This window comes from Streptomyces daghestanicus (assembly GCF_020521275.1).
Lineage (GTDB): Bacteria > Actinomycetota > Actinomycetes > Streptomycetales > Streptomycetaceae > Streptomyces > Streptomyces griseoviridis.
In genome coordinates this window covers 123,447-135,615 of the sequence record NZ_BNDX01000008.1, presented here as the reverse complement: position 1 = coordinate 135,615, position 12,169 = coordinate 123,447, and the positions used below count along the sequence as shown (strand labels likewise).

The window sequence follows — 12,169 nt, the reverse complement described above, 5'->3', positions numbered from 1 at the left end:
GCGCGCCCCCGCTCCCGGATCAGTCCCGGAACCCCTCGTGCTCCTCGCGGTGGGCGAAGGCCGCGCGCAGGTCCGGTTCGCCGATGGCCCGGACGCCGCGGACGGCGACCGGGACGAGGTCCGCGGGCACGGCGCCGGACCGGCCCGCCCGGCGGGCGAACGCGCCGAGCAGCCGCTGCCCGGCCGGGGACGCCCACGCCGAGTACGGGTGGACCTCGACGCGCGCTATGGCGAGGCAGCCGAGCGTCAGGGCGAGCGGCAGCGCGAACCACAGGGCGACCAGGTGACGCGGCACGCCGTGCGCCGGCACCGCCAGCGCCGCGCCGCCCAGCGCGCACACCGCCAGCGCGGCGAGCCGCACCTGCCGCACCGAGCCGGCCACCGTGCGGACGCCGGCCGGCACCGCGAGGCCCGCGCTCACCAGCCGGTCGGCCAGCCCGCGCACCGCGTCCGCCGCCGCGGCCGAGGCCCGGACCGGCGCGATCCGGGACTGCCCCGCCGGCCCTATGGCCCCGATGACCGACCGCTCCATCTCGTCCCGCCCGAGCGGATCGACGACGGTCGCCCAGCCGGTGTGCGCGAGCAGCAGCCGCCGCTGCCGGGCCATGGACACCAGCGTCAGATCGGCGACCCGCGCCGGGCCGCCGGACAGGAACGCGGCCTCGTACAGATCGAGTTCACGTCCCGGGTCCGGGACCGGGTCCGTGTCACCGTGCGCCGCGCGCGCGGCGGCCAGACAGAGCCGGGCGCACGCCGTACCGGCGACGGCCCAGGCCGGCAGCAGGAGAAGGACCCAGAACATGCCGTTTTTCTATGTCAGGGGCCGGGGCCGGCGCCATGCCCTGTTCAGCATCCGGACCCGGTGCGGCCGGTACGTGACGTTCCGGCCGGCGCCGTTCAGCGCCCCAGCACCGTCCGCCGCACGCCGCGCACCAGCCGCACCACGGGCCGCCGCGACCGGGGCACCGGCCCGGACCGCTCCCGCCACCACGCCCGCACCTCCCGCCGGACCCGGGCGTCCGCGGGCGCGCCCGGCTCCAGCAGGTGAGCCGCGAAGTCCAGGGCGTCCCGGCGGTAGCCACCGCTCATCGGCCGCGTCCCCGCGTACGCCAGGAACGCCGGCCGGTACGCCGCGCCCAGGATCTCCGGCAGTTCGGGGGCGACCTTCGCGACCACCCCGGCCCGCTTCGCGGCGAGCGCGCCGGTCTGCACCGCCAGCCGCGCCCGGTCGAACCCCTCCGGGGCGGGGGTGCCGGCCACCAGCGCCGACAGCAGCGCGGTCTGGTCGAGGGCGAGCCGCCGCCGTACGGGCTCCCCGGCCGGCCGCTCCTCGGTCGGCCGGCCCGAGCAGCGCGCGGAGTCCCGGGACCCGGTGCGCCCCCTCTCCACCGCCGCCCGGATCGCCGCCAGCTCCCCCTCCAGCTCGGCCGGTCCGGGGAAGTCCTCGTCCCGCTCCAGCAGCACACCGGGCGGGGTGACGCGGGAGGCGAGGTCGGCCAGTACGTCGAGCACCGGGGCGGGGACGGGGTGGGCGTGGCTGTCGTGCCAGACGCCGTCGCGCTCCACACCGCCCGCGACATGGACGTAGGCGAGCGCCTCCAGCGGCAGTTCGGCCAGCGCCCGCGCCGGGTCCTCGCCGTTGTTGACGTGGTTGGTGTGCAGGTTGGCCACGTCGATCAGCAGCCGTACGCCGGTCCGGTCGGCCAGCTCGTAGAGGAACTGGCCCTCCGTCAGTTCCTCGCCGGGCCAGGCGAAGAGCGCCGCGATGTTCTCCACCGCGAGCGGCACGGGCAGCGCCTCCTGCGCGATCCGGACGTTCTCGCACAGCACGTCCAGGGCGTCGCGGGTACGCGGCACGGGCAGCAGGTGGCCCGCCTCCAGGCGCGGTGAGAACGTGCCGGGGCCGCCCGCGCGGACGAATGCGATGTGCTCGGTGACCAGCGGCGACCCCAGCGCCTCCACCCGCTCGGCCAGCGCCGCGAGCCGGCCCGCGTCCGGCCGGTCGGCACCGCCGAGGCCGAGGGAGACGCCGTGCGGCACCACCGTGACGCCGCGCTCGCGCAGCCGCAGCAGCGAGGCCGGGAGATGGCCGGGGCAGAGGTTCTCGGCCACGGCCTCGACCCAGTCCACTCCGGGCATCGCCTCGACGGCGTCCGCGATCTCCGGACGCCATCCGATGCCGGTCCCCAGTCGCTTCACGACCTCACCCCCCTTCCCTTCGCTCATGCCTGGGGTATCGCCCGGGAGCGGGCGGGGCAACCGTGCCGGGGAAGGGCTCAGAGGAACATTTGAGGTTTCCCGCCCCCTCGGCCCCGCCCCCTCGGCCCTCACCGCAGCGCGGGATGGTCCGCGACCACCGTGCACGACCCCGGCGCGATCTCCGTGAACCCGGCGTCCCGGACCACCGGGAGACCGCCGGCGGTGAGCCGCGCCCACTCCGCCGGGTCGGCGGTCCGTACGGCCAGCGGGAAGCCGGCGCCCCGCCAGTCGGCCCGCTGCGCGTCGGTCAGCTCCCACCAGGCGAGCTGGGCACCGTGTCCGGCCTGCGCCATCGCCTTGCCGGCCGACATGCCGACCTCGGGGTTCAGCCACAGCACCGGCCCGGAGCGGTCGGGCGCGGCCGGCGGTTCGGGGTCGTCCAGTTCCGTGCCGGAGACCTGGAGCCTGGCCAGGTCCTTGGGCCAGCCGTCCAGCGGGACCGGCGGGAAGACCCGGACCTCGGCCGACTTCCCGGTCACCGTGATGCCGGGCAGCGCCCCGGCCCGCCGCCACTCGGCGCCGCGCGCCCGCCGGACCACCTTGCGGATACGGGCGTCCTGCCAGTCCCGCACCGCCCCGGCCCACTCCCCGTCCCCGGCCGACCGCTCGTCGGCGAGCAGGACCAGCACCGCCCGCGCGGCGGTCTCCAGCGCGTCCGTCCGGGCCGGCGGCGCCGCCCGCTCGATCCGGACGACGAGCGGGAGGACGTACTGCGGCGCGAGGTCGCGGTCGCCGGGTCCGGCGCGGAAGGGGCTGTCGGTCGCCGGGGGCGTGGGCTCTGTGCTCATGACCCCAGTCTGCCAAGGCCCCCGGCCGGCCCGGACCGGCCGGGGGCCTTGTACGACGGCCGGTGTCAGGTCCGTCCGTGGGCGGCGCCGACCAGCTCGGACACCTTCACGAAGCGGTACCCCTGGCGGCGCAGCCCCGGCACGATCGCCCGCACCGCCCGCTCGGTGACCGGGGCGGCGCTGCGGGTGCAGTGCAGCACCACGACCGATCCCGGCCGGACCCCGTCCAGCACCTGCCGGGCCACCGCGTCCGCGTCCGTCGCGAAGGCGTCGCCGCTCACCACGTCCCACTGCACGGCGGTGACCCCGGCCGCCGTCAGCTCCTTCAGCGCGGCCCGGTCGTGGCAGCCGCCCGGGAAGCGGAAGTACGGCATCGGCTCCGGCACCCCGGCCTTCCGGAACGCCGCGTACGCCCGCTCCACGTCCGCCCGCATCCGGTCCGCGGCGACGGTCGGCAGGCCGTAGCAGTCACCGGTGAACGCGTAGTGGCTGTAGGAGTGGTTCGCGACCTCGAAGAGGCGGTCCCGGCCGATCGACCGGGCCTGCTCCGGATACTCCTCTGCCCACCGGCCGGTCATGAACACCGTCGCCGGCACCTTCAGCTCCCGCAGCGCGGCGATCAGCCCCGGATTGTCGAACCGCTCACCCGCCGCGGCCCGCGGCCCCTGATCGGCCGTCATGTCGGCGTCGAAGGTCAGCGCCACATTCCGCCCCCCGCCCCGCGGCCCGTGTGAGAACACCGGCGTGAGCCCGGCCGGCCCGGGCGCGAGCGTCGGCACGGACGGCCGCACGGAGGCGGAGGGGGAGGGGGAGGCGGAGGCGGACCGGGGGGCCTCCGGGTGGGCGGGGGGCTCGGGGGTGCCGCAGGCGGCGAGGGCGGCGGCCAGCAGACAGAGCGGCACCGCACGGCGTACGAGAGTGATCATCGTACGAACGTATGGGCGGCTTCGCTGGTTTCCGGGGTGCCCGACCGTGACCCGGCCGCGCGGTCACCCGCGCGGCCGGACGCCCGCCGTACCGGGCCGGTGCCGGGCCGTCAGATCTCCCGCCGCTCCAGCGGCTTCGTCGCCGGGCCCTCGATGACCGTGCCGTCCGGGGTGAAGCGGGAGCCGTGGCACGGGCATTCCCAGGCGCGTTCGGCGCTGTTGAAGCCGACCAGGCAGCCGAGGTGGGTGCAGCGGGGGGAGACGCCGTGCAGGACGCCGGCCTCGTCGCGGTAGACGGCCACGCGGTCGCCGTTCGCGGTGCGGACGACCGCGCCCTCGCCGGGCGGCAGGGCGTCCACCGGCGGGGCGGGGCGCAGCCGGTCGCCGACGAAGTGGCCCGCCACCTCGGCCTGCGTCTTCAGCAGCCGGCCCGCCTCCCGCACCTGGCTGCGCAGCCGGCGCGGGTCGTACAGGCCGCTCCACTCGCTGCCCTCGCCGGTGATCAGCGAGGTGAGCAGCAGGCCCGCCATCATGCCGCCGCTCAGGCCCCAGCCGCCGAAGCCGGTGGCCACGTAGGCGTGGTGGGCGCCGGGGTGCAGCGGGCCCACCATCGGGACGGTGTCCGTGGGGTCGATGTCCTGGGTGGCCCAGGAGTGGGTCGGCTCCACACCGGGGAAGTACTCGCGGGCCCAGGCGGAGAGGCGGTCGAAGCGCTCCCGGGTGTCGCCGGTGCCCGGGGTGAAGTGCTCCCCGGTGACGATGAGGAGCCGGCGGCCGTCGGCGAGGGGCGCGGTGCGCAGCGAGCGGGTGTTCTCGTCCGGGGTGATGTACATGCCGTCGATGTCCCGGCCGGCGTCGATCGGTCCGGCCACCACCAGCTCGCGGCGCGGGCTGAGGCGGGTGAACAGCAGCGCCCGGTCGAACACCGGGTAATGGGTGGCCACCACCACGTCCTTCGCCCGTACCGTCGCCCCGGTCCCGGCCGAGACCCGGCAGGGCTCGCCCTCGTCCAGGCCGTGCACGGTGGTCCCCTCGAAGATCCGGCCGCCGAGCGCCTCCAGCGCGTCCGCGAGGGCCAGCAGGTACGCCCGCGGGTGGAACTGGGCGCCGCCGGCGACCCGGACCGCGCCCGCCACCGGGAACGGCAGCCCGGTCTCCGTGACGAACTCGGCCGGCAGCCCCGCCTCCTTCGCCGCCGCGGCCTCCGCCCGCAGCTCGTCCACCCGGTTCTCGTCCCGGACGTAGGTGTACGCGCTCCTCGGCTCCCAGTCGCAGTCGATGCCCAGCTCGTCCACGAGCGCGGCGGCGTGCGCGATCGCCTCGCTCTGCGAACGGGCGTACAGCCGGGCGCCCTCGGGCCCCCGGGTGCGGCGCAGCTTGTCGTAGACCAGGGTGTGCAGGGCGGTGAGCTTGGCGGTGGTGTGCCCGGTGACGCCCGCGGCGATCCGCCCGGCCTCCAGCACCACCACGCTCCGCCCGGCCCGCGCCAGCTCGAACGCCGTGCTCAGCCCGGCGACGCCGCCGCCGATGACGGCGACGTCGGCCTCGGTGTCCTCCGTCAGGGCGGGGCGGGGCGCACCCGGTGCCGTCTCCAACCAGTACGAGCCGCTGACCTGCGCGTTCTGAGTCATACGGCGCCGGGTACCCCGTTACGGCGGCTGCGTCACCCGCGCCACGGCCCGGTCACCGCGAACGTCGTCCCCGGGGTGTAGCAGTTGACGTACATCGTCTCGCCGTCCGGCGAGAAGGTGACGCCCGCGAACTCGCCCCACTCCGGCTCCTCGGGCGTGCCGATGTTCTGGCGGCCCCGGGCCATCGCGTAGACCTCGCCCCTCCTGGTCACCCCGTAGACGTGCTGGGCGCCGTTCCCGTCCTCGCAGACCATCAGGCCGCCGCTGGGGGCCAGGCAGATGTTGTCCGGGGACTCGCCGGGGAGCCGGACGTCGGTGTCCGGGCCGAAGACGATCACCAGGGTGAGACGGCGCCGCTCGGGCTCGTAGCGCCAGATCTGCCCGTGGTGGTCGGCGGCCGAGCCCTGCGCGCTGCGGGCGAAGGACGACACGAAGTAGACGCTGCGCCCGCCCCAGTAGCAGCCCTCCAGTTTCTGCGCGTGGGTGATGCCGCCGGGGCCGAAGTCCTGGAAGCGGATGGGGGTCGCGGTGGCCAGCGGGTCCGGTACGTCGGCCCATTCGACGCCGTCGAAGGCGGCGCCGGTCTCCCGCACGGTGGAGAGGTCGGGGACGCCGGGCACCCGCATCGCCTGGAGCCGGCCGCCCGCCCGCAGGGAACCCGTGCCGCCGAGCGGCTTCTCGGGCAGGAAGCGGTAGAAGAGGCCGAAGGGCTTGTCGAAGGCGTCCTCCGTCTCGTAGACCACGCCGCGGCGCGGGTCCACGGCGATCGCCTCGTGCTGGAAGCGGCCCATCGCGGTCAGCGGGACCGCCCCGGTGCGGTGCGGGTCGGCCGGGTCGACCTCGAAGATGAAGCCGTGGTCCTTGGTGTAGCCGTTGGTGCCGGCCCGGTCCTCGGTCTCCTCGCAGGTCAGCCAGGTGTGCCAGGGGGTGGGGCCGCCCGCGCAGTTCACGGCCGTACCGGCGAGGGCGATCCGTTCGGACAGGACCCGGTCGCGGGAGTCCAGGGTGAGGGCGGTGCAGCCGCCCCGGCCGGCCGGGTCGTAGGTGAGGCCCTCGACGGGGGTGACCGGGACCCGGCCGTCGGCGCGGTTCTCGTGGTTGCGGACCAGGTGGACGGCGCCGCGGCCCCGGCGGACGGGGAAGGCGGCCATGCCGTCGTGGTTCGAGGGGACCGGGCCCTCGCCCGAGCGCAGGGGGTCGCCCTCCCGGGACAGCACCCGGTAGCGGAAGCCGGCGGGCAGGTCGAGCAGCCCGTCGGGGTCGGGGACGAGGGGGCCGTAGCCGGTGTGGCCGAGGGACCGCGCGGCGGCGGTGCCGGTGAAGAGTTCCGTCAGGGCGCCGGTGAAGACGATGCCCGCTCCCAGGGCACCGGAGCGGGCGAGGATCTCACGGCGGGACGCCGGACCGGTCGGCGGGATCGCCGGGCGGGGGGACACGGACATGGGGAAACCTTCCTGCTGGCGGACAGGGACGGTGACCCGCTGTGTTTATCACTTCACAGATGCCTCGGGAACCACGCGCGGAGCATGTGTCACGGCCGGCCGCCGCGCATCCGTGCCGGGGTGCGCGGCGGCCGGCCGTACCGGGCGGGCGTCACCCGGTGGGTGCCGCCGTGTGTTCCGCGGATGGGCGTTCCGCGGTCGCGCGTCCCGCGGGGCGCGTGGGCCCCGTGACCTTCACCGGGTCGGTGCCGGTGGCGCTGTGCCGTTCGGCCCAGTTCTCCAGGGCCGTGCGGCAGGCGTGGTCCAGGTGGTGCAGCCCGGTCAGGTCCAGCTCGATCGGGCGGTCCTGGGGCAGCGACTCCAGGCTGTCGAGGATCTTCGGCAGCCGCAGGAAGGTGGCGTTCCCCGTCAGGTACACCTGGATCGGGCCGGCGCCCTTGTCGACGGTCTCGGTCCTCAGGTGCGAGGCCTCCCAGGCGGTCTTGACGACCGACAGGGCCAGGCCGATGAGCACGCCCTCGAACATGTTGACCGCGACGATGGACACGGCCGTGACGACGAGGATGAGCGCCTCGCCCCGGTGCGTGCGCCACAGCGCCGCCAGGCCGCGGAACGGGATCAGCTTCCAGCCGGCGTGGACCAGGATGCCGGCCAGCGCGGGCAGCGGGATCAGGGCCAGCGCGGCGGGCAGCAGCGCCGCGAACAGCAGCAGCCAGACGCCGTGCAGGACACGCGACGCCTTGGTCCTCGCGCCCGCCGCGACATTGGCCGAGCTGCGCACGATCACCGCGGTCATCGGCAGCGCGCCGAGCACGCCGCAGACCGCGTTGCCCGCGCCCTGCGCCATGAGTTCCTTGTTGTACTCGGTGCGCGGACCGTCGTGCAGCCGGTCCACCGCGGCGGCGCTGAACAGGCTCTCGGCGGAGGCGATCAGGGTGAAGGCGATGATCGTGCCGATGATGCCGACGCTCGCCAGTTCGCCGAAGGCGTCGGCGCCGGGCACCTGGACGGAGTCCAGCAGCCCGTTGACCTCGACGGTGGCGACCGGCAGCCCGAAGGCGAGGACGGCGAGGACGGCGAGGACGACCGCGGCGAGCGCGCCCGGCACGGTCTGCGCCTGCCGGGGCAGCTTCTTCCACAGCACCATCACCGCGATGGTGCCCGCGCCGACCGCGAGCGAGGCCAGCGCCTCGGCCGAGCCGACCGCGTCGGCCGCCGCCCCCGGCAGCCCGGCGATCTTGCCGAGGCCGGAGGAGGGGGCCTCCAGGCCGGCCGCCGCGTAGAGCTGGCCCGCGATGATGACCAGTCCGATACCGGCCAGCATGCCCTCGACCACCGAGAGCGAGATGGCCCGGAACCAGCGCCCCAGCCGCAGGGCGCCCATGCCGAGCTGGAGCAGCCCGGTGGCCAGCACGATCACGCCGAGCGCGGCCAGGCCGTAGGTCTGGACGGCCTCGTAGACCAGCACGGTCAGTCCGGCGGCGGGGCCGGACACCTGGAGGCTGCTGCCGGGCAGCAGGCCGGTGACGATGCCGCCGACGATGCCGGTGATCAGACCGACCTCGGCGGGGACCCCGGAGGCGACGGCGACGCCCACGCACAGCGGCAGCGCCACCAGGAAGACGACGAGGGAGGCGGCGAAGTCCTGCCGCAGGAACGGGTACTTGGCTATTCGGGTCATGGCGTCGCTCACAGGACCTCGAAGGTGTCGGTGTCCGCGCGGTGGGCGCGGACGGTTCCGGTGTGCACCTCGTAGAACCAGCCGTGCACCCGCAGCCGGCCCTCCGCCAGACCCCGCTGCACACACGGGTAGGAGCGCAGCCGCAGCACCTGGGCCAGGACGTGGTTCTGCACGGGCTCGGCGACCGCCGGGTCGGCCGGGTCGGAGCACTCCGGCCGGTCCGCGCCGTAGTCCAGCCAGTCGCGCACGGCCGGTACGGTGCTCAGGTCGTCGCCGCGGACCATCGCGCCGACGGCGCCGCAGTGGGAGTGGCCGCAGACCACGATGTCCGCGACGCCGAGGACCTGCACGGCGTACTCGATGGTGGCCGCCTCGCCGGTGGGGCGCTCGGCGGTGTACGGGGGGACGACGTTGCCCGCGGTGCGCAGCTCGAAGAGCTGGCCGGGGCGGGCGCCCGTGATCAGGGCGGGGACCACCCGCGAGTCGGAGCAGGTGATGAACAGGACGTCGGGGGACTGGCCTTCGGCGTACCTGGCGAACTCCTCAGGGCGCTGTCCGTACGTGCGGGCGTGGTCGATGAGGGGTTGCATGAGGGTGTTTTCCTCCTGGCGCGCAGTGGGGGCGCGTCGGACGGGCAGGTGACAGAGGTGGGGGCTGCTGCGGGCAGGCTCAGCAGCGGAACACCTGGAGTGCCGCCGGGGTGCGGTCCGTCGAGGGTCTCGACGGCCGCCGGTGCCCGGGGTCGGGCGGGGCCGGGTCGGAGACGGCCGGGGTGGGCCGGCTCGTGAGCGGCCGCTCGGCGGCCTGTGGCGCACCGGCGGCGGTGGCGCGGTGCCGGTCGCGCGGACGCAGGGGACCGGTCGGGTCCCCGGGCCGGCCGGCGTCGTGACAGCTGACGGTCTCCGTGCGGAGGGCCCGTCCGGCGGGGTCGGCCCCGGTCGGGGCTTTGGCCACGGCTTCACGAGTCGTATGCGCGGATGCGAACGGAGCACTCGGTGCGAAGAGCTGGAGGGCGAGCAGGGCGGCGGCGAGGAAGGAGATGACGGATCGGGCCGTCGTGCCTCGGAACATGCGCCCCCCTCCGCGACGTTCGAACGTTTTACGAAGACCAAGTCTTGGTCAATGACTGGTCAAGAGAGACGGTAACCCGGCGGAGTCGTTTGCAGGGTTAACTCGACGTTTCGAGTCTGAAGAGAGCGTGAAAAGAGCGGGCGGGTGGCGTGAACACCCCCTTGCCTGGGGCGCTTTCGGCGTGCTGCGCGGGGTGGGGCGCCGCCTCAGCGGGTGTCGACGAGGCGGGCCGCGTCGCGGGCCAGCGCGGTCAGCCGGGAGATCGCGCGGAAGTACTTCTTGCGGTACCCGCCGTTCAGCATGTCCTCACCGAACAGCTGGTCGAAGGGGAGCCCGGAGGCGAGGACCGGCACCTCGCGGTCGTAGAGCCGGTCCGCGAGCACCACGAGGCGCAGCGCCGTCGACTGGTCCGGCACCGGACGCACCCCGGTGAGGCACACGGCGCTCAGGTCGCCGGTCAGCGCGCCGTAGCGGCTGGGGTGGACCCGGGCGAGGTGGTCCAGCAGGTCGGGGAAGGCGTCCAGGGAGGCGCCGGCGGTGGCGTGCGCGGCCCGGGTGACCTGCTCGTCGGAGTACGGCGCCGGTGCCTCGGGCAGGCCGCGGTGGCGGTAGTCCTCGCCGTCGATGCGCAGGGTGCGGAAGTGGGCGGACAGGCCCTGGATCTCGCGCAGGAAGTCGGCCGCCGCGAACCGGCCCTCGCCGAGCTTGCCGGGCAGCGTGTTGGAGGTGGCGGCCAGCGCCACGCCCGCCTCCACCAGCCGGGCCAGCAGGCTGGAGACGAGGACGGTGTCGCCCGGGTCGTCCAGTTCGAACTCGTCGATGCACAGCAGCCGGTGCCCGGACAGGGTCCGCACGGTCTGCTGGAAGCCGAGGGCGCCGACCAGGTTGGTCAGCTCCACGAAGGTGCCGAACGCCTTGCGGGAGGGCTCGGCGTCGGTGGCGTGCCACAGGGAGGCGAGCAGGTGGGTCTTGCCGACGCCGTAACCGCCGTCCAGGTAGACACCGCGGGGGCCCGCGGGGGCCTTCGGCGCCTTGCTCCGGCCGAATCCGAACAGGCCACGCCGCCCGCCCGCCGCCGGCGTCCCGCCGAGCCCGGCCGCGAAGTCCTCCAGCACCCGCACGGCCTCGCTCTGGCTGGGCTGCGCCGGGTCCGGTACGTATGTGTCGAATCGCACCGAGTCGAACCGCGGCGGTGGCACCATCTCGGCCACCAGCCGGTCCGCCGGGACACGCGGCTCGCGGGCGCACAGGGACAGCGGGGCGGTGTCCGCGCCGTCCGCCAGGGGGGCGGAGGCGGCGGGGCCGGAGGTGGCGGGGCCGGAGGCCGGGGAGGGAGACGACACGGTTCGCCATGCTAGTTGCCGTGGAACACTGCACCGCATGCGACGCCTGTTCCCTGTGACCGATCAGACAGCAGCGCCGGCGCCCTCCGGGGAGGCCGAGCGGGAGTGGAGCCTCGCGGAGCTGGCCGCCGCCTACGCCTATCCCGCGCTCGGCGGTGACCGGCCGGGCGGCGGGGGGCCGGACGTGTGGCTGCGGGCCAACATGGTCTCCTCCCTCGACGGGGCCGCCCAGCACGACGGCCGCTCCCACCCCCTCTCCGGCGCCACCGACATGCGGATCTTCGGCACGCTGCGGGCGCTGGCCGACGTGGTCGTGGCCGGTGCCGAGACGGTCCGCCAGGAGGGATACCGCCCGGCCAGGGTGCGGGACGCGTTCGCGGCGGCGCGGCGGGCCGCCGGGCAGGCGCCGGTGCCGGCGATCGCCGTGGTCAGCGCCGGTCTTGAGCTGGACTTCTCGCTGCCGCTGTTCGCCGCGCCGCCGGTGCCCACGCTGCTCCTGACCGGCGCCGCGGCACCGGCCGACCGGGTCGCCGCGGCGGAGCGGGCCGGCGTCCGCGTGGTGGTCGCCGGGGACGGCGCCGGCGTGGACCCCGCGCGGGCGGTCGCGGAGCTGGCCGGGCTCGGCCTCCGACGGCTGCTGACCGAGGGCGGGCCGCGGCTGCTGGGCCAGTTCGTCGCGGCCGGGGTCCTCGACGAGCTGTGCCTGACCGTGTCCCCGACGCTGACGGCGGGGGACGCGCAGCGGATCGCCGGGGGCCCGTCCCTCGCGGTGCCGCGGCGGTTCGAGCTGGCCTCCCTCTTGGAGGAGGAAGGTTTCCTCTATGCCTGCTACCGGCGGCCCGCAGGGTAGGGGGCGAGGCCGGAAGGTCCGGCATTCGGGTATATGTTCGGCGGGTACCGCGCCGCCGGGAACCCTGCCGGGAATCGGCGGAATCCGCCATTCCGCTTACCGCGCGACGGGCACACTGATTGCGTCAGTACCCGTGGGATCACGGGGCAGGATGGTTTCCTCAAGGGCCGGAACACGG

The 12,169-nt window shown here is 75.4% G+C and carries 11 protein-coding genes; 1 reads left to right on the top strand and 10 read right to left on the bottom strand.

The annotated features are described in order from the left end of the window. Positions 1-19: 19 nt before the first annotated feature. The 10 genes from Sdagh_RS10105 to zapE all read right to left on the bottom strand — a co-directional run bounded on the left by Sdagh_RS10105 (position 20) and on the right by zapE (position 11,141). Complete coding sequence (locus Sdagh_RS10105) at positions 20-802, bottom strand: TIGR04222 domain-containing membrane protein (protein ID WP_190077766.1); 783 nt, start codon at positions 800-802, stop codon at positions 20-22. Positions 803-897: 95 nt separating this feature from the next. Then, positions 898-2,199: an MbnB/TglH/ChrH family RiPP precursor modification enzyme gene (locus tag Sdagh_RS10100; RefSeq protein WP_190077765.1), complete on the bottom strand. Its 1,302-nt coding sequence runs from the start codon at positions 2,197-2,199 to the stop codon at positions 898-900. Positions 2,200-2,327: 128 nt separating this feature from the next. Next, positions 2,328-3,047, bottom strand: a complete 720-nt coding sequence (locus tag Sdagh_RS10095) for an aminoacyl-tRNA hydrolase (RefSeq protein WP_189421212.1) — start codon at positions 3,045-3,047, stop codon at positions 2,328-2,330. Between the two features lie 65 nt (positions 3,048-3,112). Next, positions 3,113-3,973: a polysaccharide deacetylase family protein gene (locus tag Sdagh_RS10090; RefSeq protein WP_189421215.1), complete on the bottom strand. Its 861-nt coding sequence runs from the start codon at positions 3,971-3,973 to the stop codon at positions 3,113-3,115. 110 nt (positions 3,974-4,083) lie between these two features. Continuing rightward, positions 4,084-5,604 carry an FAD-dependent oxidoreductase gene (locus Sdagh_RS10085; protein WP_189421216.1) on the bottom strand — a complete coding sequence of 507 codons (1,521 nt, stop codon included), beginning with the start codon at positions 5,602-5,604 and terminating at the stop codon, positions 4,084-4,086. 32 nt (positions 5,605-5,636) lie between these two features. Then, positions 5,637-7,046 (bottom strand): PhoX family protein, encoded by a 1,410-nt coding sequence (locus Sdagh_RS10080; protein ID WP_189421218.1) that lies wholly within the window; start codon positions 7,044-7,046, stop codon positions 5,637-5,639. 151 nt (positions 7,047-7,197) lie between these two features. Further along, positions 7,198-8,727, bottom strand: coding sequence for a SulP family inorganic anion transporter (locus Sdagh_RS10075; protein WP_190010729.1), 1,530 nt, complete (start codon positions 8,725-8,727; stop codon positions 7,198-7,200). A gap of 8 nt (positions 8,728-8,735) precedes the next feature. After that, positions 8,736-9,317: a carbonic anhydrase gene (locus Sdagh_RS10070; protein WP_189421220.1), complete on the bottom strand. Its 582-nt coding sequence runs from the start codon at positions 9,315-9,317 to the stop codon at positions 8,736-8,738. 79 nt (positions 9,318-9,396) lie between these two features. After that, complete coding sequence (locus tag Sdagh_RS10065) at positions 9,397-9,798, bottom strand: hypothetical protein (protein ID WP_189421222.1); 402 nt, start codon at positions 9,796-9,798, stop codon at positions 9,397-9,399. A gap of 206 nt (positions 9,799-10,004) precedes the next feature. Then, on the bottom strand, positions 10,005-11,141 hold the full coding sequence (gene zapE, locus Sdagh_RS10060; RefSeq protein WP_264201186.1) for a cell division protein ZapE: 1,137 nt from the start codon (positions 11,139-11,141) through the stop codon (positions 10,005-10,007). 37 nt (positions 11,142-11,178) lie between these two features. Here zapE and Sdagh_RS10055 point away from each other — a divergent pair, with 37 nt between their 5' ends. Beyond that, positions 11,179-11,991: a pyrimidine reductase family protein gene (locus tag Sdagh_RS10055; protein WP_189421224.1), complete on the top strand. Its 813-nt coding sequence runs from the start codon at positions 11,179-11,181 to the stop codon at positions 11,989-11,991. Positions 11,992-12,169 lie beyond the last annotated feature (178 nt).

Bases quoted from the DNA above. Each gene is read 5' to 3' on its own strand.
- Sdagh_RS10105 (WP_190077766.1), bottom strand. From the start codon at position 802: ATGTTCTGGGTCCTTCTCCTGCTGCCGGCCTGGGCCGTCGCCGGTACG.
- Sdagh_RS10095 (WP_189421212.1), bottom strand. From the start codon at position 3,047: ATGAGCACAGAGCCCACGCCCCCGGCGACCGACAGCCCCTTCCGCGCC.
- Sdagh_RS10090 (WP_189421215.1), bottom strand. From the start codon at position 3,973: ATGATCACTCTCGTACGCCGTGCGGTGCCGCTCTGTCTGCTGGCCGCC.
- Sdagh_RS10085 (WP_189421216.1), bottom strand. From the start codon at position 5,604: ATGACTCAGAACGCGCAGGTCAGCGGCTCGTACTGGTTGGAGACGGCA.
- Sdagh_RS10080 (WP_189421218.1), bottom strand. From the start codon at position 7,046: ATGTCCGTGTCCCCCCGCCCGGCGATCCCGCCGACCGGTCCGGCGTCC.
- Sdagh_RS10075 (WP_190010729.1), bottom strand. From the start codon at position 8,727: ATGACCCGAATAGCCAAGTACCCGTTCCTGCGGCAGGACTTCGCCGCC.
- Sdagh_RS10070 (WP_189421220.1), bottom strand. From the start codon at position 9,317: ATGCAACCCCTCATCGACCACGCCCGCACGTACGGACAGCGCCCTGAG.
- Sdagh_RS10065 (WP_189421222.1), bottom strand. From the start codon at position 9,798: ATGTTCCGAGGCACGACGGCCCGATCCGTCATCTCCTTCCTCGCCGCC.
- Sdagh_RS10055 (WP_189421224.1), top strand. From the start codon at position 11,179: ATGCGACGCCTGTTCCCTGTGACCGATCAGACAGCAGCGCCGGCGCCC.